Raw genomic sequence first — 23,019 nt, forward strand, 5'->3', positions numbered from 1 at the left:
CCGCCGGACGAGGAGGAGCAACTCCGCCGGGCCATGACCGCGCTCGACGCGGCGGGCCTGGCCCCCGAGCCCCCCGGTCTCCTGCGGCGAGGCCAACCGGCAGGGCGGCGGCACCTACCACGTCATCGGATTCGGCGCGTGCGAACTCTCCATCAGTACGCTCGGCCGGTTCTCCACCTCGGACGAGAACGAGGAGGACCGGACGGTCCGCGCGGCCCGCACTGCCCTGGAGTCGGCCGGCTTCCGCTGGATAGACGCGGCGACGGGCGCGATCCCGGTCACCGGCCTCTGTGTGTACTACTTCGGCAGCCGCAAGCCCCTGACCGTCGACACCCTGCTCTTCTACTGGCAGGACTAGGGTCCAGCGGTCCAACGGCCCGTGCTCAGGCGGTGGTTCCCGTCCAGTGCGGGTCGCGTCCGCTGTGGGCCAGCGCCCGCTCGAACACCGACGCCGAGGCGGGCACCGTCACCTCGTCGGCGAAGCCGTCGTACTGCCGGTAGAGCGCGGCGGTGCTGTCGACGACGCCGAGTACGTAGGCGGCCGCCTCGTCGGAGAGCCGGAACTCCTCCCCCACGGCACGGGCCACGTCCCACCCGTGCAGGGCCGTCTCCTCGATGAGCATGGCGGCGATCTCGGCGGCCGGCGAGGCCGATCCCCCGAGGTCGATCTCGCCGTCCCAGACGGCCGGGTCCGCCCAGGCGGCGACGGCGCGGTCCAGCTGTTCGGCGTACTGCCGCGCCCAGTCGGCGTCGGCGGTGAAGTCGCGCGTGGTGAGTTCCTCCGGAAGGTCCTTGCGCAGGGCCCGGTGCTCCAGGCCGTGGGAGGTGTACAGCACCCAGTGGTTGACGAGGCCGCGCACGTCCCAGTCACCGCAGGGCGTGTTCGGCGCGTCGAGCTGCTCGGCGCCGATGGATCGGGCGATACGGGCCGCCTCGGCGGCGACTTCGGTCATGTGCGCGTGCTCGTTCTTCATGCCGCCCAGACTATGACCGCCCCCGGCCCCCGGGATTGAAGAAAAGCGACACCCTCCGCACACCGATCCGCTCCTCCACCCCCGCCCCGTCCGCCCGGCCCGGCCCCGCCCCGCCCCGGCGGTCACCACGCGGCCGACGGGCCGGGGTGCGGGCGGGGACAGGGCCCGCCCGCACGTGGGCCGGTGTGATCAGCGGCCGCGGGCGGGGACCGTGTTCAGTGAGTTCGTTGCCACGCCGGCACCAGCGGCCCAAGGTGCTCGGTGCGCTGTTGCACACGCTCGAAGAACGCCTTCTCGTCGGCCTCCAGGGCGGCGACCAGCTCCCGGTGGAACGTCCACGCGTCGACACCGATCTCGTACGAGCACGCGGTGCACCGGCGCCGGCCTGCCCGTGACGGGCCCAACCGCCGATTGCAGCGGGGGCAGTTCATCGGCATCCGTATATCCAGGTGGCTGGGTGTTTCCGCAGCCCCAGCAGGTCCACCAACCGCCGACGTTCTGACTCATCTGGTTGCCGCATTTGGCACACTTCATGGTGCCGTCCTCTCTCGCGGATGGGTGTGGCAGAGACAGACGCAGTGCAGACGTTCCGTCATGCTGTCGGCCGCGGATATCGCCTGCCTGCCGGGACGGAGGCGGTGCGCGTCGGTTCGGTGGAGGTTCACCGCCGGGCGGCGCTCCGGTCTCCGGCAGGCGCTGCTGGAGGGGCCCGGTGCGCTCGCGACGGCCTGATCCCGCACCGGTCTCACCGGCAGGGGCGGGCGTGCGGCCGAGGCGGCCACGGTCCTTGCCGGGACAATTCCCTTATTCGGTCGGACGATTCGCGCCCACCGGCACGGGGCGGCCTCGTACACCTTGATCGTCATCGTCTTCGCCATCGCGGGTACACCCCTGTCGCAACCAGTGAGCCGGGTACGGACGACCGTAGGGATGGCGTGTGCGCACACACCAGCCAACTGCGGTTATGCGCGCACACTTCCCTCGTTAGGGATGCTCGGCGCGCGCGATCTTGACGGACGCCGTCCACCGCACAGCGGAGTCGTGACGCACGGCGGTGCATGGAGCAGAGGGGGTGGCCCCGGTCGTGAGAGCGGTCGACGCGCTGGGCGGACCGGCCGGGAGCAGGGGTGTCCGGCGGTTCACCGGGCGACCCGAGGCCCCAACACCCCCTTGTGCCAGGACGGTTCGGACACCCCCTCCTCCGTGCGGGGCCGGCATCCGGGCCGGGCCCGTGACGGCGTTCATTCCTGGGGGTCGTCGTCGCCGAAGCCGGGCGTCTCCAGGGCCAGCAGTTGCTCCGCGCCGCCCTCAAGGATCTGGGCCGTCCCGGTCGACCTGGGGAGCATGGTCTTCTCGTAGACGTGGATGGCGTCGTCGACGGTGGCCGCCCCGGCCAGGGCCAGGGCCAGCTCGGCGGCGTCGAGCATGGCGAGGTTGACGCCGACGCCGAGCGGCGGCATCAGGTGGGCGGCGTCACCGAGCAGGGTCACCGTGGCGTTGTGCTCCCAGGTGTGCGGGACGGGCAGGGCGAGGATCGGGCGGCTGACGTAGGGGCCGTCGTTGTCGGTGATCATCCGCCGCATGAGGGGCGACCAGTGGGCGAAGCGTTCCAGCAGCAGGGAGCGGATGCCGTCGGTGTCCTGGGGCATCAGGCCGCTTGCCCGGATCCAGTCGGCCGGGACCCGCTGAATCAGGTAGACGCGAATGTGGTTGCCGCCGTTGCGCTGGGCGAACATGCCGCGATCGCCGTCGGCGGCGTGGGCGCCGCCCCGGCCGACCAACTCCGCGATCTCGGGGTGCCGGTTGTCGACGTCGTCGAACCACGCCTCCTGGAAGCTCACCCCGCTGTATTCGGGAGTGGCCGGGGAAACCGCCGGGCGGACCCGGGAGAACGCTCCGTCGGCCCCCACGACCAGATCGGTTTCGACGACGGTGCCGTCGGCGAAGTGCAGCCGCCGCGGCCCCTCGGCGGGCCCGCTGACGCGTTCCAGCGCTCGGCCCCACCGGACGGTGCCGGGCGCGAGGGAGTCGAGGAGCAGATCGCGCAGCTGCCCTCGGTCGATTTCCGGCTTGAACATCTCGTCGGGCGCCGGGACTTGGCGGGACAGGATCGTGCCCGTCGGGTCGAGGCGACGCATCTCCTGACCCTCGGGGCGGGCCAGCGCGAAGAACTCGTCCAGCAGACCGGCCGCGCGCAGGGCGATCTGCCCGTTGTCGGCGTGCAGGTCCAACGTGCCGCCCTGGTCACGGGAGTCGGGGCCGGAGTCGCGGTCGTGGACGGTGACCGTGATGCCGTGCTGCTGCAGGATGCGGGCGCAGGTCAGCCCACCGGGGCCGGCCCCGATGATGCTGATCCGGGCACGGGAAGGGTTCGGAGAGGACATGGGAGTTCCTTTCACCGGTGAAGTGGGTGAGGAGTGCGGGAGAGCGGAGCGGCTCGGGCGCCGCTCCGAGGCGATCGGGACGGAGGAGGCCGCGCCACGAAGAAGCGGCGAAGGGCAGCGAGGAGCGGCAAGGGGCGGACGGCGGTCGGCGAGGCACGGCCGACGTCCGGAGCGTCCGCCGCCGCACAGTAACAGAAAATTGACTGTGTAAAAAAGTGTAATTTGAAAACTTAGCGTTGCAGGCCACTAAGTGGCGGAATCCGTGATCGGCTAGACTCGCCCCCATGACCGAGCCCCCGATCGGCCGCCGCGAACGCAAGAAGGCAGCCACCCGGCAAGCGATCGCCGACGCCGCACTCCACCTCTTCCTGGAGCGCGGTTACGAAGCCGTGAGCATCCGGGACATCGCCGAAGCGGCCGACGTGTCGACCACCACGGTGTTCAAGCACTTCACCGGCAAGGAAGCCCTCGTCTTCGACCAGGAGGAGAGCATGGACGCACAGCTGGTCGCCGCGGTGCGCCGACGCGATGCCGGCCAGAGCGTTCTCGATGCTCTGCGCCAGCATGTGCTGGACACCTGGCTGCCGATCGCGGCGCATCCGCAGAGGGAGGAGTTCAACCACTTGGTGGACTCCACGCCGGCGCTGCGCGCGTACGCCGAGCGCATGTGGATCCGGCACACCGACACCCTCGGTGCGGCCGTCGCCGACGAGCTCGGGGTGGAACACGGCAACCTCGCCTGCGCCACACTCGCCCGATTCGCTCTTGAGGTTCCTGGACTCGTCCAGGGACAGCGGGACCACCGGGCGGCGATCGAGGAAGTCTTCGACATTCTGGCCAACGGCTGGCAACCACCCGGCGGGCCGGCCGCCGTTCAGCCCGTCGCCGTCCGGGCTCCTGGCCGCGCTCGTACCGTTCCGCCGGTCTGATCGACCGGCATCCCGGCGGGACCGTGCGAGACCGCGGGACCCGGACGACCGGCTCGGTGATCCTCGCCGCCGCCCCCCGAGCAGGACGGAGCACTCTCCTAATATGGGGGGATGTCCTCCATATCACGACCACTTGACGATACGTTCCTGCTCGGTGGCGAGGTGCCGGTACGCCGGCTCGGCTACGGCACCGCACAGCTGACCGGACCCGGATACTGGGGGCCGCGCGGTGAGCGGGAGGATGCCGTGGCCGTGCTGCGGGCGGCCGTCGAGCAGGGGGTCACACTCTTCGACACCGCCGACAACTACGGGCCGGGGCTGGCCGAGGAGCTCGTCGCCGAGGCGCTCCACCCGTACCGCGACGATCTGGTGATCGCGACCAAGGGCGGGGTGGTGCGTACCAGCGACACCGCCTGGCACATCGCGGGGCGTCCGGAGCAGTTGCGGGCGATGTGCGAGGCCAGTCTGCGGCGGCTGCGGACGGACCGGATCGACCTCTACCAACTGCACCGGCTGGACCCGGAAGTGCCCATGGCCGACCAGTTGGGCACGCTCGACGCGCTGCGGCAGGAGGGTAAGATCCGGCACATCGGTCTGGACACCCTTACCGCCGACCAGCTGGAGCAGGCTCTCTCCCTGACCGGGATCGCCTCGGTGCAGAACCGGTTCAATCTCCTCGACCGTTCCTCGGACGCGGTACTGAAGGTGTGCGAGGCCCACGGCCTGGCCTTTCTGCCCTGGTTCCCGCTGGCCAACGGCGCTCTGACCGGCGATGCCGCAACGGCTCTCGCCGGGATCGCCGATCGGCACGGTGCCACCCGCGGGCAGATCGCCCTCGCCTGGCTGCTGCACCGGTCCCCCGTGCTGTGCCCGACCCCGGGCACCGGTTCGACCGCCCATCTGGCGGAGAACCTGGGAGCCCGGGAGATCCGACTGTCCGCCGAGGACCTGAGCAGCCTGGAGGCGCTCGCACCCGCATGAAGAGGAGTACCGCGCACATGACCGCCGTTCCCGTCACCTCCACCACCCCTGTCACCTCCGTCGTCCCCGTCCCGGCCGCCGTTCCCGCACCGGGGCCGGGTGCCGATGGTGTCGATGGAGCCGCCGTGCCGGTGATCCGGGCCGACGGCGTCTCGCTGGTCCGGCAGGGCAATGTGCTGCTCGACTCGATCTCGCTGACCGTACGGAGTGGTGAGCACCGGGCGCTGCTCGGCGCCAACGGTGCCGGGAAGAGCACGCTGCTGGGACTGCTCGGCGCGGTGAACCATCCCACCCGGGGGTCGGTGGAGGTGCTCGGGCGCACCCTCGGCCGGGTCGATCTGCGGGAGCTGCGGTCGCTGCTCGGGCATGTCAATCCGCGTCATCCGCTGCGTTCCCCGCTGCCGGTGCACGAGGTGGTGCTGACCGGTCTGACCAACTCGGTCGAGCCGGTGCCGCGCCGGTCGGTGAGCGAGGAGCAGCGGGACCGGGCGGAACGGTTGCTGAAGATGCTGGGCATGGGCGGCAAGTCGGGGTCGCGCTGGCCCGAGCTGTCGCAGGGTGAGCGGGGTCGTACGCTCATCGCCCGCGCCCTGATGCCGCAGCCCCGGCTGCTGCTGCTCGACGAGCCGGCCACCGGCCTGGATCTCGCCGCGCGCGAGCAGTTGCTCGACAGCCTGGACGTGCTGCGCGAGGAGCATCCGGAGCTGGCGACGGTCCTGGTCACCCATCATCTGGAGGAGCTGCCCGCCTCCACCACGCATGCGCTGCTGTTGCAGGGGGGCCGCTGTCTGGCCTCGGGTCCGGCCGACGACGTACTGACCACGGACCGGGTCAGCGACTGTTTCGGGCATCCGGTGAAGATCTCCCGCACGGACGGCCGGTGGGCGGCGCGGGCGCAGCGCGTCGCCCGGACCTGACCGCCGGCGGCCGGCCGCTATCCGCCGGTGCCGGTGTCCGGACCGGCGTCCTGACCGATGTCGGGGCCGATGTCGGGGCCGGTGTCCGGACCGGCGTCCGCGGCGGAGCCGAACGAGGTCGCCTGGTGGAAGTACAGCTCCCAGCCCGATTCGGTCAGCCGCCACACCGAGCTGCGGTGGGCGAGGTGCCCCTTCGTCTCGGTGTCGTAGGTGAGGTGGACGAGGCCGTCGGCGAGCTGGACCCCGCTCATCCGTGACGCGGTCATCTGGCCGGGGCGCGGGGCGTCCACCGCGGTGAGTGAGGCGATCATGGTGTCGCGGTTCCAGACCCGGCCGGACGAGTCGATCTCGCGGTAGTCGGGGTGCAGGACCTGGGAGAGGAGGCCGGCGGAGGCACGCACCGCCGGGTCCAGGAGGCGCAGCTCTCCCTCGACCGCCGCTGCCACGCCGGGGGACGAATCGGTCATGCCGGGGCTCCGTCGTGCGCGGGTCTGCCGTGTGCCGGTCCGTCCTGTGCCGCTCCCGGGGGCGCTGTCATCCGCACCAGCTTCTCCACCGTGTTCCAGTTGCGCGAGGTGGCGACGAGACCCTTGGTCACGGAGGTCCGGGACAGTGCCTCGGCGAGCTTCGAGCGGCCCAGCCCTTCGGGGGCGTAGAGGTAGAGCGCGCGGTCGCCGAGGCCGAACGCCTCGGGGCGGAAGGCCGCCGGGTCGATCCGGGCGAAGCGGTCGGCGTCGACCGGCCGGTCGTAGTACGTGATGTGGAGCTGTCTGCCTTCGAGTTCGGCGGCCGGGAACGGGCAGGCCGCCGCAACTGCGGCCAGGTAGGCGCCGTCCCGGACCAGGCAGGGGACGGGGAAGCCGAACCGCTTCTCGATCGCCTGCTCCAGCTCGGCGGCGAGTGCGTTCTCGTCGTCGGAGGCGCTGCTGAAGACGGCGTTGCCGCTCTGCAGATGGGTGCGGACGTCCCCGTGTCCCAGTTCGGTGAGCAGCGACCGCAGTTCGGCCATCGGAACCCTCTTGTGGCCGCTCACATTGATCCCGCGCAACAGCGCCGCGTACATCGTCATGGGCACACCATAGGACGATCTCCTCGCACGGAGCGGCCGCCGCGCCCCGTGGGGGAGGGCGCGGCGGCCGCCGATTCCGTTGTGCCGGGCATCATTCACCCGGTCACGGCTGCGGGGTCGGTTACTCGACGACCTTCAGCAGCTTGTTGGGGGTGCCCTCGGTCGCGTTGGAGATCGCGTCGGGGGTGGCTCCGTCGGTCAGCGCGGTGGCGACCTCCTCCGGTGTGGCGTCCGGGTGGCCGGCGAGGTAGACGGCGGCGGCACCGACGACGTGCGGGGTCGCCATGGACGTACCGGAGATGGTGTTGGAGGCGTCGTCGCTGTCGTTCCAGGACGAGGTGATGTCCGAGCCCGGAGCGTAGATGTCCACGATCGAGCCGTAGTTGGAGAACGACGACTGCTCGTCGTCCACCGTGGACGAGGCGACCGTGATGGCCTCCGGGACACGGGCCGGGGAGCTCTCGCTCGCGTCGGAGGAGTCGTTCCCGGCGGCCACCGCGAAGGTGACGCCTGAGGCGATGGCCTTCTGGACCGCGGCGTCGAGCGCCTCGTCCGCGCCGCCGCCGAGGCTCATGTTGGCGACGGAGGGGCCGTCGTGGTTCTCGGTGACCCAGTCGATACCGGCGACGACCTGCTCGGTGGTGCCCGAGCCGGAGTCGTCGAGCACCCGGACGGCGACGATCTTGGCCTTCTTGGCCACACCGTAGGTCGCACCGGCGATGGTGCCCGCCACGTGGGTGCCGTGGCCGTTGCCGTCGTCGGCGCTGTCGTCGTTGTCCACGGCGTCGTAGCCCGAGCTGGCCCGGCCCTCGAACTCGTTGTGCGTGGTACGGACACCGGTGTCGATGACGTACGCGGTGACGCCCTCGCCCGCGCTGTCCGGGTAGGTGTACGCGTTGTCGCCGGCCGTCTCGGTCTGGTCGATCCGGTCCAGGCCCCACGACGGCGGGTTGTCCTGGGTCGCGTCGATGTGGAACTTCTTGTTCTGGACGACCTTGGACACGGCCGGGTCGGCCGCCAGGCGCTTGGCCTCGGTGAGCGAAAGGCCGCTGGCGGAGAAGCCGTTGATGGCGGAGCTGTAGTTGCGCTTCAGCTTGCCGCCGTACTCCTTGGCGAGCCCCGCCTTGTCGGCCTTCTCGTTCAGCATGACGATGTAGCTGCCCGAGACGGCGTTCGCCGCGCCGGCGCCGTAGACGGTGCCCATCGCGGGAGCGGGGGTGGCACCGGCGAGCGAGGTGTTGAGCAGGGTGACTCCGGCGGCCGCGGCCACCGCGGTTATCGCTGCGGTCAGCTTGACCCGGCGTGCGCGCTTGTGAATTGCCATGAAGAGGGGTCTCCTCGTCATTCTTTGTGGGGGGATTGACCCCCGGCCGGAAGATCTCCGGGGGTTGGCTCGAAACCCTCGCCGATTGACGCGCCCAGATCAAGACCTTCATGCGGCTGTGACTTACTCAACAAAGTTTCGTAATAAGAAACCGGCCAGCCGTGCCCAAGTCGGGCACCGCCGCCGCAACATCCGCCCCACGGACCGGGGTTACGGCTCGACCGGCACACTTCGCACACGGGAAGACGAACCCCGCCCGACCGTACGGCCGGGCGGGGTGACGGCTGGATTCCACCCTCGTGTTCACAGAGCCCTCACGAGGTCACCAAATTGAGTTCGGGATCGGGTACAGGGGGGCGGGTTCGGGGGTTCGGTACGGGGGTTCGGTACGGGGCACCGCGGGCACGGGGGTGGGGTACGGGGCCGGGTCAGGGTTCGTCAGGGGCGGACGACCCGGACGTCGGCGACCCCCATCAGGCCGGCGAGCGGCACCTTCGCCGCGGTCTGCTCCGGACTCACCGTCAGACCGTCGCCGCGCAGCATGTCGAGCAGCATCTCGGCGAGCGGCATCACCATGTGCCGGCCCCAACAGCGTTCGGAGGCATGCCCGAAGGGGAGGTAGCCGGGCTGGTCGTCGGGGTCGAGGCTGTCCCAGCGCTCGGGGCGGAACGCGTCGGGGTCGTCCCAGAGCGCGGGGTCGCGGTGGCTCAGCAGCGGCAGGAGCAGGATGTCGTCGGCCGCGCCGATCCGGGAGTCGAGGGCCGGGTACTCGGGTGACGCCCTGCGCAGGATGTTCCAGGAGGGCGGCAGCAGTCGCATGGCCTCGTAGAGGATGTTCCGGTTCGAGGTGTCGTCGTCGAAGGGCGATCCGAGCCAGAGCGCGTTGGCGACGAGCGTCGAGACGGTGAAGCAGACCGGGGCCGCCGCCCGCCGGTAGAGCCCCATCGCGTAGCGGCGGTCGCTGTAGCTCCCGGCCTCGGCGGTCAGGCCCGCGATGGCGGAGACGGGTGCGCCGGGGCGGAGCCGGCCGGGCAGCGCCGCCCCCGCGGCGATGACCGTCCAGGTGAGTTTGGGCGTCAGCTCCAGCGCGCGGTCCATGAGGATGCGCAGCCGGTACGGATCGCCCTCCAGCACCAGATCGCGCAGGAACACATGGCCCACGTGCGGCCATTCACCGGAGAGGTCGACCGCCCCGACGGGCTTCTTCAGTGCTGTCCGGACGTCCCGGCCGATGGCCTGCATGACCGTGGACGCCTCGGTGCGCGGGATGGACCGCCCGTGCAGGGGCTTGAACGTGGGGCGCTCGTCCTCGGTGGCGGGCCTGGCGGCAAGGATCCGGTCGGTCAGCTCGGCCCCGGCCACACCGACGGTGCCGGGATCGAGGCGGAAGACCTCCTCGCCCCGGTGGTCTCGCAGGAGCGCCTGGAGTCTCGGCGCGAAGACGACGTCCCGGGCGCGGCTGCCGGTACCGGACAAGTACATCGGTGGTCTCCAAGAAACGGGAAGGGCCCGCGCCCGGCGGGCCGATGAGGCCTGGCCGGACACGGGCCCGAATCGACTGACCGTGTCCCTCGGAACGAAGGACCGCCTGTCGGCCTAGTACCAGTGGTACCAGGCGTACGCCTTCAGGCTCTTCTCCGGCGTCATCTTGTCCTTGAGCAAGAAAAGGAACTTCATAACAGCACCTCCATCTTTTACTCTGAATTTGCATTCCGACGGGCATGACTTGGGCCGTTCGCGACACCAACACCCCGCCTCGGACAGGGAATTCAGTGCCGCTCACCGCCGAAAGGAGTGAAGCCCAGCACGAAACGAATTGTCAATGACTTCTTGGCCTCGAAAAGCGGCAGAGCGTTCAGTTTTCGGCAACCTCCGGCCGGTGCGAGGGTTTCTGACGGAACGCCGAGTCACCAGGCAGAACGTGCACTCCATACCCGCACGGGACACGCGGACACAAGGGCCTGAAGAGACCGATTCAGGCCGTTGAATGTCTGAATCGCCGACGTCGAAGAATGCGGGGATTCCTGGCCGGCGCCTGCGAGCAATTTCCCGGACACTTTCGGTTACCCACCGAAAGAAACGTACCGGTCGGTAATCAATGGGCCGACCCGGGCGCGCACCGCCCGGTCCATGAAACGAAGCACCGGGAAGCACGAAGCACTCCCCGCCGGCGTCGGCGGAGAGTGCTTCGGCGCGGGGAGCGCTGCGGCGCGGGCAGTGCTCCGGAGCGGGATGCCTCAGCGCTGGTAGCGGGCCAGGACCCGGTTCCCGTCGTCGACCAGACGCTTCCTCAGCTCGTCCCCCCCGATGGCCCCGCTGTAGTACTCCTGGAGGGCGGGCGTGGCGACCTTGTCCTTCCACTCCGGGTAGCCGCGCACCGACTGGGCGGGCGCCGGGCGGAGCGCCTTCGCGACGGCCACACCGGTCGCCCAGCCGTTCTCGGCGGTGTGCAGGGACGGGTCGGCGAGCGCCGCGGTGCCGGTCGGGAGCATCCAGTCCCCCTTGGCCAGCCGCACCATGTTCGGCGGCCGCAGCAGGAAGTCGATGAACTGCGCGGCTTCCTTCTTGTGCGGACTGGCCTCCGAGACGGACAGGGTCTGCGGACTGACCCCCTGGGCGAGGCCCGCGCTGCCCGCGGGAGCCGGCAGGACCGTCCACTCGAAGCCCTCGGGGGCCTGCTCGACCACCTGCTGACGGTACGAGAAACCCAGCGGAACCATCGCGTACTTGCCGCCGAAGAACCCGGGAAGGGTGTCGGAGCCGCCCATGCCGAGCGCGGTGCGCGCGGCACTGTGGTCGGTGTTCACCTGGTCGTGGATGGTGTCGGGGACGATCCGGTCGCCCTCGCCCGCGCGCAGGGTCACCTTGCCGTCGGCGGCGCGGTGGAAGAGCTTGCCGCCGGCGGAGAGCCCCAGGTTCAGCGTGACGGAGACCGGTTCCTTGAGCGGCCAGGCGATGCCGTAGCGCCCCTTGCCCGTGAGTTCCCGGGTGACCTGCCGGAACTCGGGCCAGCTCCAGGGGTGTTCGGGCGTCGGGATCCGGGCCCCGGACGCCGCGAGGATCCTGGTGTTGGCGATCAGGACGCGCGGCTCCTGGAGGAACGGCACTCCGTAGACGCCGTCGCCGAAGGTGGTGGTGGACCAGCTCTGCCGCGGGATGTCCGCTGTCAGCCGGTCGGGCAGGAGCGTCCGCAGATCGGCCAGGTAGCCGCCGTACGCGAAGTCGGCCAGGTCGTCGGAGGCGTCATGGATGATGTCCGGCGCCTCGTCGCCCTCGAAGGCAGTGAGCAGCTGGTCGTGGACGGTGTCCCAGCTGCCCGGGATGTAGTTGACCTGGATGTCCGGGTGGGCCTCGTTCCACTCCTTCACCAGCTGCTTGTTGGCGTCGACGGACTCCTTCTGCCAGGCCAGCGACTGGAAGCTGAGCTCGATCCGCCCGGTGTCGCCCCCTCCGTCGTCCGTCCCCGCGCAGCCGGTGAGCAGCAGGGCCAGTGCGGTGGCCGCGGCGGCGGCCGTCCGCCGCAGGGATGCCCGCATCAGTTCTTCACCGCCCCGGCCAGCATGCCGCCCGTGATCCGCCGCTGGATGATCGCGAAGACGACCAGCGAGGGCAGGGTGGCGAGGAAGGCGGCGGCGGCGAGCGGCCCGAGGTCGGCCGCGCCCTCCGCGCCGATGAAGTGGGTCAGTACGACCGGCAAGGTCTGCTTCTCCGGTGTCTTGAGCAGGACGAGCGCGAAGAAGAGCTCGTTCCACGCGGTGATGAAGGCGAAGAGCGCGGTGGCGACGATGCCGGGGGCCAGCAGCGGGGCGGTGACCGAGACGAGCGTCCGCAGCCGCCCCGCCCCGTCGACCGAGGCGGCCTCCTCCAGCTCGGCGGGCACGGCCCGTACGTAGCCGACCAGCATCCAGAGCGCGAACGGCAGCGCCCAGACGACGTACACCATGATCAGCCCCCACAGGGTGTTGATCAGATGGAGGTTCTTCAGGATCAGGAAGAGCGGAATGATCAGCAGGACGAGCGGGAACGCCTGGCTGATCACGACCCATCCGGTGGCCGCCGTCGAGAGCCTGGAGCGGCGGCGGGCCATCACGTACGCCATGGGCGTGGCGACGAGGACCGCGATGAAGGCGGCGCAGAGCGCGGCGGTCAGCGAGTTGGCGGCGGCCCGGAGCAGCGGCTGTTCGTCGAACGCGGTGCGGAAGTTGTCGAGTGTCGGGTGCTCGGGGATCCAGGTGGGGTGCAGGGAGCCCAGTTCGCGGGCCGGTTTGAAGGCGGTGGAGATCAGCCACAGGAACGGGAACGCCAGGAAGACGAGGTAGCCGAGCAGTGCGGCGTACTGTCCGGCGCGTGCGGCTCTGCCGGTACGCATGCTCATCGGTCCTCGCCTCCCCTGATCCGGCCGGCCAGATACACCGTGAGGATCACGGAGATCACCGCGACCATCACACAGCCCATCGCCGCCGCGTACCCGAACTGTCCGTAGTGGAAGGCCTCTTCGTACGCGAAGAGCATCGGCAGCCGGGTGCGGCCGCCGGGTCCGCCGTTGGTCAGCACGTAGACCAGGGCGAAGGAGTTGAAGTTCCAGATGAAGTTGAGCGCGGTGATGGAGAGCGCGACGGGCCTGAGGACCGGCCAGGTGACGGTACGGAAGCGGCGCCAGGCACCGGCACCGTCCAGGGCGGCCGCCTCATGGAGTTCGTGCGGGGTGTTCTGCAGCCCGGCGAGCAGGGCGACGGTGGTCTGGGGCATGCCGGACCAGACTCCCACGACGATCACGGCCGGCAGGGCGGTGGCGAGTCCGGTGAGCCAGTCCCGGCCGTCGCCCAGGCCGAGATCGCGGATGGTCTCGTTGAGGATGCCGGCGTCCGGGTTGTAGACGAGCCGCCACATCAGGCCCACCACCACCTCGGGCATCGCCCACGGGATGATCGCCAGGGCCCGGGCCAGCCAGCGCAGCCGCAGATTCTGGTTGAGCAGCAGGGCCAGGCCGAGGGCCAGTACGAACTGCGGGACGGTGACGCCGAACGCCCAGACCAGGCCGATCCGGAACGAGTCCCAGAAGAGGGTGTCGTGCAGCAGGTCCTGGAAGTTCAGCCCGCCCACCCACTGGGTGGAGCGGGTGCGGCCGGACTGGGCGTCGGTGAAGGCCAGTGCGATGCCGTAGAGCAGTGGGCCGACGCTCAGGACCAGGATCGGGATCAGCGCCGGCAGCACCAGGAACCAGGTACCGGCGCTCCGGTTGACCGGCCGGGACCGTTTGTCCTGCGGGCTTCCGGGCGGACCGTGCCTCCCGGAACGTACGGTTGCACTCGCCAATGTCACGAATCCGCCCCCTTGTGTCATTACATCGGATTCATACCGTTCTGGCCGCTCAGATGGCCTCCGTCATCGTGCTGACGGGTCATCGGTTCGTCAAGCAGGCCTGCACGGATGCGAAAATCGGAGTCATGAACGAGATGCGTGCGCGTGAGGTGCTGACCGCCGCCGGGCTGTCCGGCGGTGCGGAGCTGCTCGCGATGGGCGAGAACGCGGTGTTCGCCGTCGGCGACCTGGTGGTCAAGGTCGGCCGGGACGCCGTGCGGAACCCGGAACTGCGGGACCGGGCCGAGCGCGAGGTGGCCGTCGCCCGGTGGCTGGCCGCCTCGGGCGTCCCCGCCGTACGGGCCGCCGAGCCCGCGGCGCGCCTGGTCGAGGGCCACCCCGTGACCCTCTGGCACCGGCTGCCCGATCCCGTACGCCCCACCGAGCCGCGGGACCTGGCACCGCTGCTCGCCCGGGTGCACGCACTGCCCGCCCCGGACGGCCTCGCCCTGCCGCCCCGTGAGCTGCTGGGCGGGGTCGAACGCTGGCTGCGGCTCGCGGGCGATGCGATCGACCCGGCCGACGCCGACTATCTGCGCGAACGCCGCGACGGCTTCGCGGCGGCCGCCGCCGCGCTGGTCCCCCATCTGCCGCCGGGGCCGATCCACGGCGACGCGCTGCCCCGTAACGTCCATGTCGGTCCGGACGGTCCGGTGCTGGTCGATCTGGAGACCTTCTCCGCGGATCTGCGCGAGCACGATCTGGTGGTGCTGGCGCTGTCCCGGGACCGGTACGGCCTGGCGCCCGAGGCGTACGACGCCTTCACCGCCGCCTACGGCTGGGACGTCCGGGAGTGGGAGGGCTGCGCGGTGCTCCGCGGGGCCCGGGAGACGGCCAGCTGTGCGTGGGTGTCCCAGCACGCACCGGCCAATCCGAAGGCGCTCGCGGAATTCCGCCGCCGGGTGGCCTCGCTGCGCGACGGCGACACGGCGGTGCGGTGGTATCCGTTCTGACAGCATCCCCCGAATCCGGCCGCGGGGCCGGGGCCCGGGGCGGGCCGGGGCCGGTCCGGGCCGTACGTCTGCGGGCCGTCAGCCGGCGGTGACTCCGGCGGGCTCCCGCAGCGGCCAGTGGCCGTCGATCACCGCGTCGGCGGTGCCCTTGCGCCGCAGGAACTGCTGGAAGTCCGCCGCCCATTGCGCGTACCACTCCACCTGGCGCTCGTGCAGCTCGGCGGCGGTCAGCCCGGCCACCGAGCCGTGCCGCTCGGCTATGGCGTACGCCACCCGGACCGCGGCCAGCGCGTCCGCCCCCGCGTCATGAGCCCCGCCGTGCACCACGCCGTACTCGACGCAGACCGCCTCCAGGTTGCGCTTGCCCTTGCGGTAGCGGTCGACGGCCCGGTCGATGGTGTACGGGTCGATGACCGGGCCGATCCCGGCCCCGTCGAGCCGGTCGCTCAGCGACGGCAGCCCGTGCCGCCGCAGCTCCGCCGTGAGCAGCGTCAGGTCGAAGGCCGCGTTGTACGCGACGACCGGGACGCCCTGGCGCCAGTAGCCGGTGAGGGTCTCGGCGATCTCGTCGGCGACCTCGCGCACCGGCCGGCCCTCCGCCGCCGCCCGCTCACTGCTGATGCCGTGGATCGCCGAGGCCTGCGCGGGGATCCGGACGCCCGGATCCGCCAGCCAGGCACGCTGCCGCACCGGCTCCCCGTCCCTGCCGCCGACGCCGACGACCGCGGCTGTCACGATCCGGGCCTCCAGCGGCTCGGTGCCCGTCGTCTCCAGGTCGAAGCCGACCAGCGGCTCCCGGTGCCAGCTCATCCCGTACCTCCTTCGTGGTGCTCTCCCCCAGGTGATGACCACCCTCGCATGCACCACTGACAACGCGGTGGCGGCCCCTCAGGAGACGGGCCGGGAGTCCGCCCACACGGACTCGAACTCCTCGCGGTACGTCTCGAACAGCCCGTGCTCGTTGTCCTGCCCGGCCCGGACCACGGCGCGCCCGCCGCCGCGCAGCACCAGCACGGGTGCCTCCATGCCGCGTGCGCGCCGCAGATAGGTCTGGACGACCCCGACCGCGTCGGTCCCGTCGCCGTCCACCAGGTAGGCCGTGAAGCGCGGCGTCTCGTCGAACACATGGATCTCGAAGGCGCCCGGGTCGCGGAGCTTGGAGCGGACCCGGCGCATGTGAAGGATGTTCATCTCCACCGACCGGCTCAGCTCGCCCTTCTTCAGCCCCAGCTCCCGCTCCCGGCGCTTGACCGCGCTGCTGGCCGGATTGATGAAGAGCAGCCGGACCCGGCAGCCCGACTCGGCGAGCCGGATGAGCCTGCGGCCGGAGAAGTTCTGCACCAGCAGATTGAGCCCTATGCCGATCGCGTCGAGCCGGCGCGAGCCGCCGAAGAGGTCCTCGGCGGGCAGCTGGCGCTGGAGCCGCACCCGGTCGGAGTGGACCGAGACCACGTCCGCGTACCGGTCGCCGACCAGCTCCTCGACGGCGTCGACCGGGAGCCGGTCGGCCGACGGGACCCCGGCGCCGCTGCCCAGGATCTCCAGGAGCCGGGCGGAGGCACGCTCGGCCTGCGCGAGGACCGCCTCGTTCAGGGCGCGGTTGCGGGAGACCACGTTGCGGGCGACCTCCAGCTCGTCGAGGGCCAGCTCCACCTCGCGCCGGTCGTCGAAGTACGCCTCGAAGCAGGGCCAGTGCTGGACCATCAGCTCACGCAGCTGGGGCAGCGTGAGGAAGCTGAGAACGTTGTCGTCGGCGGGGTCCAGCAGATAGCCCTTGCGGCGCGAGACCTCGCGCACGGCGACGGCGCGCTGCACCCACTCCTGCCCGGCGGGCCCGGCGGCCGCCACCACCCAGTCCTCGCCGTGCACCGGCTCGTAGATGGGCCGGAGCACCGCGGCGACCACGGCACGCAGCCGCTGTTCCACGAGATTCAGCCAGATATAGGCCCGTCCGGCCCGCTGGGCACGCGTGCGCACCTCGCTCCAGGCGTCCGCTCCCCAGTCCAGTTCCGCGCCGATCTCCATGGGCTGCGCAAGCGATACCGCCCCTGGCGGGACATCGGTGGAATCCCCCTCGTGACCCGGGTCACCTGGGGGCAGCTCGAATCCTCCCGAGCTCACCCGCGCACCGCCTTCCACTCCCCCACCAACGATCAAGGAAGGGTACTCCGGGAGCGGGAGCCGGTGCAGCCGGATGCGCATGCTGCTTCTTCAACTCCCCTACTGCGCAGGCATGTTCCCGGCGACAAGATCTGCCGCAGTGAGGGGATTCATAGTGATTAACCACCCCATCCCGGGCCCTGTACCGGGCGAGCGCCGGTTTCCCGGGTCCGGTTCCCGGTTCCGGGCGACGCGGAGAGGCCCGAAGTTGACCGGACCTCGTTGCGTCCCGGGCCGCCCGGTCCCGCGACGCCGCCCCCGACTGCCGGTCGGTCCTAGGTAGCCGCACCTGTTTCGGGGAAGATCTGGCACCAGGGCCCGCCCGGCGGATCAGGGGTCGGACGCGCCCTGGCAGCCCGCGAGCTCCAGGCACCCGGATCAGAAGTGGAAGGGTCGAAGCCTATGCAGGTCTGGCCGGGACAGGCATATCCCCTCGGTGCCACGTACGACGGCGCCGGGACCAACTTCGCGGTCTTCTCGGAGGCCGCCAGACGAATCGAGTTGTGCCTGCTGCACGACGACGGTTCCGAGACGGCGGTGGAGCTCAGGGAGACCGACGCCTTCGTCCGCCATGCCTATCTGCCCGGAGTGATGCCCGGTCAGCGGTACGGGTTCCGGGTCCACGGGCCGTACGAACCGGAGCGCGGCGCCCGCTGCAATTCGGCCAAGCTGCTGCTCGACCCGTACGCCCGTGCCGTCGCCGGGCAGATCCGGTGGGGCGAGGCGGTGTACGGCTATCCGTTCGGCAGGCCCGACGCGCGCAACGATCTCGACTCGGCGCCGCACACCATGACCTCGGTCGTGGTCAACCCGTACTTCGACTGGGGCGACGACCGGCGCCCCCGTACGGACTACCACCGCACGGTGATCTACGAGGCCCATGTGAAGGGCCTGACGATGCTCCACCCGGGGCTGCCGAAGGAGCTGCGCGGCACGTACGCGGGGCTGGCCCATCCGGAGGTGATCGCCCATCTGACGGAACTGGGCGTCACGGCGATCGAACTGATGCCGGTGCACCAGTTCGTCCAGGACCACCGGCTGGCCGACGCGGGGCTGGCCAACTACTGGGGCTACAACACCATCGGATTCTTCGCCCCGCACAACGCCTACGCCTCCTGGGGCGACCGCGGCGAACAGGTGCTGGAGTTCAAGCAGGCCGTACGGGCCCTGCACCAGGCGGGCATCGAGGTGATCCTCGACGTGGTGTACAACCACACCGCGGAGGGCAACCACCTGGGTCCGACGCTCTCCTTCCGGGGCCTGGACAACGCCTCGTACTACCGGCTCGCGGACGACCAGCGGTACTACATGGACACCACGGGGACCGGGAACTCCCTGCTGATGCGGTCGCCGCACGTGCTCCAGCTGATCATGGACTCGCTGCGGTACTGGGTGACCGAGATGCACGTGGACGGCTTCCGCTTCGATCTGGCGGCGACCCTGGCCCGGCAGTTCCACGAGGTGGACCGGCTGTCGTCGTTCTTCGACCTGGTGCAGCAGGACCCGGTGGTCAGCCAGGTGAAGCTGATCGCCGAGCCGTGGGACGTGGGCGAGGGCGGCTATCAGGTGGGGAACTTCCCGCCGCTGTGGACCGAGTGGAACGGCAAGTACCGGGACACCGTGCGGGACCTGTGGCGGGGCGAGCCGCGCACCCTCGCGGAGTTCGCGGGGCGGCTGACCGGGTCGTCGGACCTGTACCAGGACGACGGGCGACGGCCGCTCGCCTCGATCAACTTCACCACCTGCCACGATGGATTCACGCTGCACGACCTGGTCTCGTACAACGACAAGCACAACGAGGCGAACGGCGAGGGCAACCGGGACGGCGAGAGCCACAACCGGTCCTGGAACTGCGGCGCGGAGGGGGACACCGACCGGCCGGAGGTCCTCGATCTGCGGACCCGGCAGATGCGGAACTTCATCGCCACGCTGATGCTGTCGCAGGGCGTGCCGATGCTGAGCCACGGCGACGAGTTCGCGCGCACCCAGCGGGGCAACAACAACGCGTACTGCCAGGACAGCGAGTTGTCGTGGGTGCACTGGCCGGACCCTCGGGAGCCGGTGCGGGACGGGGCGGACGGGACGGACGGGGCCGAGCTGGGCGAGGGCGGTACCGGGGGCAGCAGCCTGCTGGAGTTCACCCGGGCGATGGTCTGGCTCCGCCGCGACCATCCGGTCTTCCGGCGCCGCCGGTTCTTCCACGGCCGTCCGGTCGAGGGCACCCACGACGAGCTCTCGGACATCGCGTGGTTCACGCCCGAGGGCGGCGAGATGAAGCAGCGGGACTGGCAGGCCGCGCACGCCAAGGCCCTGACGGTCTTCCTCAACGGCCACGCGATCTCGGAGCCCGGACCGCGCGGCGAGCGGATCTCCGACGACTCGTTCCTGCTGATGTTCAACGCGAGCGCGGAGACGCTGGAGTTCTCCGTGCCGGTGAACCACGGCCGGCAGTGGCTGGTGGTGGTCGACACGGCGCGCCCGGTCGGCGTCATGCCCGGTTCCGGGCCGAAGGTGGCCGGGGGCGATCGGGTGACGCTGGTCGGGCGCAGCATGGCGGTGCTGCAGCGGCCCGCGTAGGGCCTGGGGCCGTCCGGCCGGGCGGGCGGGGACACCGCCGGTCGAGCCCTTTGCGGCGTTCCGTGACACAGAAGCCGCCAGGCTGGGTACGAACGTCCGCATGACGCCCACCGCCACCTACCGGCTCCAGCTCCAGCCCGACTTCCCGTTCTCGGCCGCCGGACGGGCCGTGCCGTATCTCGCCGCGCTCGGCGTCTCGCATCTGCATCTGTCCCCGGTCCTGGAGGCCGTGCCCGGCTCCCGGCACGGCTACGACGTCGTCGACCACGGCCGGGTACGCGCCGAGCTCGGCGGTGAACAGGGGCTGCGGGAACTGGCCCGCACGGCGCGCGAGCACGGTCTCGGGCTGATCGTGGACATCGTGCCGAACCACATGGCCGCCGTCCCCCGCCACAACCACGCGCTGTGGGAGGTGCTGCGCGAAGGGCCCGGATCGCCGTACGCCCGCTGGTTCGACATCGACTGGGCGGCAGGCGGTGGGAAGGTGCTGCTGCCGGTACTCGGCGGACCGATCGGCGACGAGATCGGCGGGCTCCGGGTGGACGGGGACGTACTGCGCCACGGCGAGCAGGAGTTCCCGCTGCGTACCGGCACCGCCGGGCTGCCGCTGCCCGAGCTGCTGGACACCCAGCACTACCGGCTCGGCTGGTGGCGGCTGGCCCGTACCGAGCTGAACTACCGGCGGTTCTTCACGATCTCGGAGCTCATCGGGGTGCGGGTGGAGGACCCCGAGGTCTTCGCCGCCACCCACGGCAAGATCCTCGAACTGGTCCGGGACGGTGTCGTCGACGGGCTGCGCATCGACCACCCCGACGGGCTGGCCGAACCCGCGGCGTACCTGGAACGGCTGTCGGCGGGGACCGGCGGACGGTGGACGGTGGTCGAGAAGATCCTCACCGGCGGCGAACCGCTGCCCGCGGACTGGGCCGTCGCGGGGACGACCGGGTACGACGCCCTGCACCGGGTGGACGGCCTGTTCGTCGACCCGATGGGGGCTGCGGAGCTGGTCGGCCGCTACCGGGAGTACGCGGGCCCCGCCGGCGACCGCGGCGGCCACTGGACGGCGACCGTCCGCCGCGCCGCGTACCGGGTGGTGACGCACGAACTGGCCGCCGAGACCGAGCTGCTGACCCGGCTCGCGGTACGGATCTGCGCGGCGGACCCCGCGCTGCGCGACCACGCCCCGTGGGCGCTGCACGCCGCGGTGCGCGAACTGCTGGTGCGGGTGCCCGTCTACCGCCCGTACGTGACGGCCGGCGGGCCCTGCACTGAGACGGCCGAGGAGACGCTGTCGGACGCGGTCGTACGGGACGCGAAGGCGATGTTCGCCGTCGCCCAGGAGGCCTCGGCCGTCGATGTGGTCCGGGAGCTGGCGCTGGGGCGGCTCGGTGAGGGGCGCGGGCGGGCCGCGTTCTGCGCCCGGTTCGCGCAGACCGCCTCCGCGTTGCGCGCCAAGTCGGTCGAGGACACGGCGTTCTACCAGTACATGCCGCTGATCTCGGCGAACGAGGTGGGCGGCGACCCCGGGCAGCCCGCGGTGACGCCGGAGGAGTTCCACGCCTTCTGCGCCCGGCTGGCCCGCGACTGGCCGGCCACCGGAACGGTGCTGACCACCCATGACACCAAGCGGAGCGCCGATGTACGGGCCCGCATCGCGGTGCTGACGGAGTGCCCGCAGTCGTGGTCCGGGCTGCTGACCGAGCTGGAACGGGCGACCCCGGCCACCGCTCCGGACCCGCAGCTCGCCTGGCAGGCCTGGCAGACCGCGGTGGGCTGCGCGAAGGTGCCGGGCGGCGAGATGGCGGGCCGGCTGGAGCCGGCGCTGTTGAAGGCGGTGCGCGAGGCGGGTCTCTTCACCCGCTGGACCGAGCCCGATCCGGTGTACGAGCGGGCCGTGACGGACTTCGTGGCGGCCGGGCCGGCCGCCGGCGGCGGACCGGTGCGCGAGACGCTGGAGCGGTTCGCGAGCACCCTCGACCCCTATGTGCGGGCCAATGTGCTGGGGGCGGCGCTGGTACAGCTGACCATGCCGGGGGTGCCGGATCTGTACCAGGGCACGGAGCGGGAGTACGTGGCGCTGGTCGATCCGGACAACCGGCGGCCGTTCCACGAACCGGACGGGGACGGGGCCCTCGGCGAGAAGGGCGAACTCACGGCGGCCGCCCTGCGGCTGCGGCGCGAACGCCCGGAGGTGTTCGGCCCGTCCGGTACGTATGCCCCGTTGGACGCCCTTGGTCCGGCGGCCGCGCACTGTCTGGCGTTCTGCCGCTCCGGCGCGGTGATCACCGCGGTGACCAGGCTGTCGTTGCGGCTGGCGGAGTCGGGCGGCTGGCACGACACGGAACTGGTACTGCCGGACGACGGTCCGTGGACCGATCTGCTGACGCCCGGCCGGGAGTTCGCCGGAGGCTCCGTCGCGCTCACCGAACTCTTCGCCGGGCGGCCGGTGGCGCTGCTCAGCCGGGCCGGACGAGGAGCGCCCGCGGACCTCGGGTGAGCAGCCCGGTGCCGGCCGGGCGGAATCCGTCCGCCCAGCGGAGCCGGGGCATCGCGTCGAGCAGCGCGCGCAGGCCGTGCCGGGCCTCCAGCCTGCCGAGCAGGACGGCGGGGCAGGAGGCGGGGCCGGTGAGGGACCGGCCCTGGTCGCCGCGGAAGGGGTCGAAGAGGTCGGGGGCGGCGAACCGTTCCGGATCGCGGCCGGCCGCGCCGATCAGACAGGCGACGTCCGCCCCGGCGGGGAGCGTGCCGCCGCTGAGGGTGACCTCGGTGACGGTGCGGCGCAGCACCACCTGGACCGGCGGATCGCGGCGCAGCGACTCCGTCCAGGCCCGGTCGGCCAGTGCGGGTACGGCACGCAGGGCGGCGAGCAGGTCGGGAGCGTCCAGCACATTGGCGAGGAAGGAGGCGAGCGCGGTCTCGCGGAGGCCGGTGTGCCGGGTGCAGGGTGTGGCGGCGATGAGTGCGGCGATGCCGGGCGGGGTGCCGTGGGCAATGCCGGGCGGGGTGCCATGGGCGATGGCTGGTGCGGCGCCGGGCCGGGTGCTTCGTGCGATGCCGGGGGTGGTGCCTGGCATGAGGCCGGACTGCCGGCCGGCGTAGCGGCGGGCGCTCGTGCCAGGGGCGGCGCCGAGTGGCAGCCAGCGGCAGAACTCCTCGACGAGGTCGGCCTGTTGCCGGCCCGCGATCCGGCGCGCCAGCACATACGCGGTCCGCTCGATGCGCGCGGCCATGTGACGTGGCACCGATGGATCAGGCACCGATGTGGAGTCCGACATGTGACGTGGTGCGGATGGGGAGTCCGACATGTGACGTGGTGCGGATGGGGAGTCCGACATGTGACGTGGTGCGGATGGGGAGTCCGACATGTGACGTGGTGCGGATGGGGAGTCC

General features: G+C 71.3%; 19 protein-coding genes and 1 pseudogene. 6 read left to right on the forward strand and 14 right to left on the reverse strand.

Annotated features, from left to right (window positions below; translation table 11 throughout):
* Window positions 1–383 precede the first annotated feature (383 nt).
* From ABZ622_RS17205 to ABZ622_RS17215, 3 genes are all read right to left on the reverse strand, one after another.
* On the reverse strand, window positions 384–974 hold the full coding sequence (locus ABZ622_RS17205) for a TIGR03086 family metal-binding protein (RefSeq protein WP_360543869.1): 591 nt from the start codon (window positions 972–974) through the stop codon (window positions 384–386).
* 215 nt (window positions 975–1,189) lie between these two features.
* Complete coding sequence (locus tag ABZ622_RS17210) at window positions 1,190–1,378, reverse strand: hypothetical protein (RefSeq protein ID WP_360543871.1); 189 nt, start codon at window positions 1,376–1,378, stop codon at window positions 1,190–1,192.
* An 837-nt stretch (window positions 1,379–2,215) separates the two neighbouring features.
* Window positions 2,216–3,358 (reverse strand): NAD(P)/FAD-dependent oxidoreductase, encoded by a 1,143-nt coding sequence (locus ABZ622_RS17215; RefSeq protein ID WP_360543873.1) that lies wholly within the window; start codon window positions 3,356–3,358, stop codon window positions 2,216–2,218.
* 284 nt (window positions 3,359–3,642) lie between these two features.
* On the opposite strand from ABZ622_RS17215, the gene ABZ622_RS17220 reads away from it, so the two are divergent.
* From ABZ622_RS17220 to ABZ622_RS17230, 3 genes are all read left to right on the forward strand, one after another.
* A complete protein-coding gene (locus tag ABZ622_RS17220; RefSeq protein ID WP_360543875.1) occupies window positions 3,643–4,287 on the forward strand; it encodes a TetR/AcrR family transcriptional regulator in 645 nt (214 codons plus the stop codon).
* A gap of 111 nt (window positions 4,288–4,398) precedes the next feature.
* Window positions 4,399–5,268 carry an aldo/keto reductase gene (locus tag ABZ622_RS17225; protein ID WP_360543877.1) on the forward strand — a complete coding sequence of 290 codons (870 nt, stop codon included), beginning with the start codon at window positions 4,399–4,401 and terminating at the stop codon, window positions 5,266–5,268.
* A 17-nt stretch (window positions 5,269–5,285) separates the two neighbouring features.
* The gene (locus ABZ622_RS17230; protein WP_360543879.1) at window positions 5,286–6,185 is read left to right on the forward strand and encodes an ATP-binding cassette domain-containing protein; all 900 of its coding nucleotides are present in this window, start codon (window positions 5,286–5,288) and stop codon (window positions 6,183–6,185) included.
* A 17-nt stretch (window positions 6,186–6,202) separates the two neighbouring features.
* On the opposite strand, the gene ABZ622_RS17235 is transcribed toward ABZ622_RS17230, so the two are convergent.
* The 8 genes from ABZ622_RS17235 to ABZ622_RS17270 form a co-directional block, all read right to left on the reverse strand.
* The gene (locus tag ABZ622_RS17235; RefSeq protein ID WP_360543881.1) at window positions 6,203–6,652 is read right to left on the reverse strand and encodes a nuclear transport factor 2 family protein; all 450 of its coding nucleotides are present in this window, start codon (window positions 6,650–6,652) and stop codon (window positions 6,203–6,205) included.
* Window positions 6,649–7,254: a DUF1697 domain-containing protein gene (locus tag ABZ622_RS17240; RefSeq protein WP_360543883.1), complete on the reverse strand. Its 606-nt coding sequence runs from the start codon at window positions 7,252–7,254 to the stop codon at window positions 6,649–6,651. Before ABZ622_RS17240 ends, ABZ622_RS17235 begins: the two co-directional genes overlap by 4 nt.
* A gap of 121 nt (window positions 7,255–7,375) precedes the next feature.
* Window positions 7,376–8,578, reverse strand: a complete 1,203-nt coding sequence (locus tag ABZ622_RS17245) for a S8 family serine peptidase (RefSeq protein ID WP_360543884.1) — start codon at window positions 8,576–8,578, stop codon at window positions 7,376–7,378.
* A 438-nt stretch (window positions 8,579–9,016) separates the two neighbouring features.
* Window positions 9,017–10,060: a cytochrome P450 gene (locus tag ABZ622_RS17250; RefSeq protein ID WP_360543886.1), complete on the reverse strand. Its 1,044-nt coding sequence runs from the start codon at window positions 10,058–10,060 to the stop codon at window positions 9,017–9,019.
* Between the two features lie 114 nt (window positions 10,061–10,174).
* Window positions 10,175–10,255 (reverse strand): tryptorubin family RiPP precursor, encoded by an 81-nt coding sequence (locus ABZ622_RS17255; protein ID WP_350985409.1) that lies wholly within the window; start codon window positions 10,253–10,255, stop codon window positions 10,175–10,177.
* Window positions 10,256–10,815: 560 nt separating this feature from the next.
* Window positions 10,816–12,114, reverse strand: a complete 1,299-nt coding sequence (locus ABZ622_RS17260) for an extracellular solute-binding protein (RefSeq protein ID WP_360543888.1) — start codon at window positions 12,112–12,114, stop codon at window positions 10,816–10,818.
* Window positions 12,114–12,953 (reverse strand): carbohydrate ABC transporter permease, encoded by an 840-nt coding sequence (locus ABZ622_RS17265; protein ID WP_360543890.1) that lies wholly within the window; start codon window positions 12,951–12,953, stop codon window positions 12,114–12,116. The genes ABZ622_RS17260 and ABZ622_RS17265 overlap by 1 nt, the downstream gene beginning before the upstream one ends.
* Window positions 12,950–13,894, reverse strand: a complete 945-nt coding sequence (locus ABZ622_RS17270; protein WP_360543979.1) for a sugar ABC transporter permease — start codon at window positions 13,892–13,894, stop codon at window positions 12,950–12,952. The genes ABZ622_RS17265 and ABZ622_RS17270 overlap by 4 nt, the downstream gene beginning before the upstream one ends.
* 131 nt (window positions 13,895–14,025) lie before the next feature.
* On the opposite strand from ABZ622_RS17270, the gene ABZ622_RS17275 reads away from it, so the two are divergent.
* Window positions 14,026–14,892: an aminoglycoside phosphotransferase family protein gene (locus ABZ622_RS17275; RefSeq protein ID WP_360543891.1), complete on the forward strand. Its 867-nt coding sequence runs from the start codon at window positions 14,026–14,028 to the stop codon at window positions 14,890–14,892.
* A gap of 78 nt (window positions 14,893–14,970) precedes the next feature.
* Here ABZ622_RS17275 and ABZ622_RS17280 read toward each other — a convergent pair whose 3' ends face one another.
* Both ABZ622_RS17280 and ABZ622_RS17285 read right to left on the reverse strand, forming a co-directional pair.
* A complete protein-coding gene (locus ABZ622_RS17280; RefSeq protein WP_360543893.1) occupies window positions 14,971–15,702 on the reverse strand; it encodes a 3'-5' exonuclease in 732 nt (243 codons plus the stop codon).
* Window positions 15,703–15,780: 78 nt separating this feature from the next.
* Window positions 15,781–17,013: an SAV2148 family HEPN domain-containing protein gene (locus tag ABZ622_RS17285; RefSeq protein WP_266729035.1), complete on the reverse strand. Its 1,233-nt coding sequence runs from the start codon at window positions 17,011–17,013 to the stop codon at window positions 15,781–15,783.
* Window positions 17,014–17,454: 441 nt separating this feature from the next.
* Here ABZ622_RS17285 and glgX point away from each other — a divergent pair, with 441 nt between their 5' ends.
* Complete coding sequence (glgX, locus tag ABZ622_RS17290; protein WP_360543895.1) at window positions 17,455–19,629, forward strand: glycogen debranching protein GlgX; 2,175 nt, start codon at window positions 17,455–17,457, stop codon at window positions 19,627–19,629.
* Window positions 19,630–19,729: 100 nt separating this feature from the next.
* Window positions 19,730–22,126: a malto-oligosyltrehalose synthase gene (gene treY / locus ABZ622_RS17295; RefSeq protein ID WP_360543897.1), complete on the forward strand. Its 2,397-nt coding sequence runs from the start codon at window positions 19,730–19,732 to the stop codon at window positions 22,124–22,126.
* Here the strand turns inward: treY and ABZ622_RS17300 are convergent.
* Window positions 22,086–22,859, reverse strand: a pseudogene (locus ABZ622_RS17300) (cytochrome P450); the annotation flags it as partial. The gene treY and the pseudogene ABZ622_RS17300 sit on opposite strands and share 41 nt — an antisense overlap.
* Between the last annotated feature and the right edge of the window lie 160 nt (window positions 22,860–23,019).

The organism is Streptomyces sp. NPDC007164 (assembly GCF_040634135.1).
In the GTDB taxonomy this organism is placed as follows: domain Bacteria; phylum Actinomycetota; class Actinomycetes; order Streptomycetales; family Streptomycetaceae; genus Streptomyces; species Streptomyces sanglieri.

Excerpts from the sequence above, each read along its gene's own strand:
- ABZ622_RS17205 (WP_360543869.1), bottom strand. The coding sequence starts at position 974 with ATGAAGAACGAGCACGCGCACATGACCGAAGTCGCCGCCGAGGCGGCC.
- ABZ622_RS17215 (WP_360543873.1), bottom strand. The coding sequence starts at position 3,358 with ATGTCCTCTCCGAACCCTTCCCGTGCCCGGATCAGCATCATCGGGGCC.
- ABZ622_RS17220 (WP_360543875.1), top strand. The coding sequence starts at position 3,643 with ATGACCGAGCCCCCGATCGGCCGCCGCGAACGCAAGAAGGCAGCCACC.
- ABZ622_RS17225 (WP_360543877.1), top strand. The coding sequence starts at position 4,399 with ATGTCCTCCATATCACGACCACTTGACGATACGTTCCTGCTCGGTGGC.
- ABZ622_RS17230 (WP_360543879.1), top strand. The coding sequence starts at position 5,286 with ATGACCGCCGTTCCCGTCACCTCCACCACCCCTGTCACCTCCGTCGTC.
- ABZ622_RS17235 (WP_360543881.1), bottom strand. The coding sequence starts at position 6,652 with ATGACCGATTCGTCCCCCGGCGTGGCAGCGGCGGTCGAGGGAGAGCTG.
- ABZ622_RS17240 (WP_360543883.1), bottom strand. The coding sequence starts at position 7,254 with ATGACGATGTACGCGGCGCTGTTGCGCGGGATCAATGTGAGCGGCCAC.
- ABZ622_RS17245 (WP_360543884.1), bottom strand. The coding sequence starts at position 8,578 with ATGGCAATTCACAAGCGCGCACGCCGGGTCAAGCTGACCGCAGCGATA.
- ABZ622_RS17250 (WP_360543886.1), bottom strand. The coding sequence starts at position 10,060 with ATGTACTTGTCCGGTACCGGCAGCCGCGCCCGGGACGTCGTCTTCGCG.
- ABZ622_RS17255 (WP_350985409.1), bottom strand. The coding sequence starts at position 10,255 with ATGAAGTTCCTTTTCTTGCTCAAGGACAAGATGACGCCGGAGAAGAGC.
- ABZ622_RS17260 (WP_360543888.1), bottom strand. The coding sequence starts at position 12,114 with ATGCGGGCATCCCTGCGGCGGACGGCCGCCGCCGCGGCCACCGCACTG.
- ABZ622_RS17265 (WP_360543890.1), bottom strand. The coding sequence starts at position 12,953 with ATGAGCATGCGTACCGGCAGAGCCGCACGCGCCGGACAGTACGCCGCA.
- ABZ622_RS17275 (WP_360543891.1), top strand. The coding sequence starts at position 14,026 with ATGAACGAGATGCGTGCGCGTGAGGTGCTGACCGCCGCCGGGCTGTCC.
- ABZ622_RS17280 (WP_360543893.1), bottom strand. The coding sequence starts at position 15,702 with ATGAGCTGGCACCGGGAGCCGCTGGTCGGCTTCGACCTGGAGACGACG.
- glgX (WP_360543895.1), top strand. The coding sequence starts at position 17,455 with ATGCAGGTCTGGCCGGGACAGGCATATCCCCTCGGTGCCACGTACGAC.
- treY (WP_360543897.1), top strand. The coding sequence starts at position 19,730 with ATGACGCCCACCGCCACCTACCGGCTCCAGCTCCAGCCCGACTTCCCG.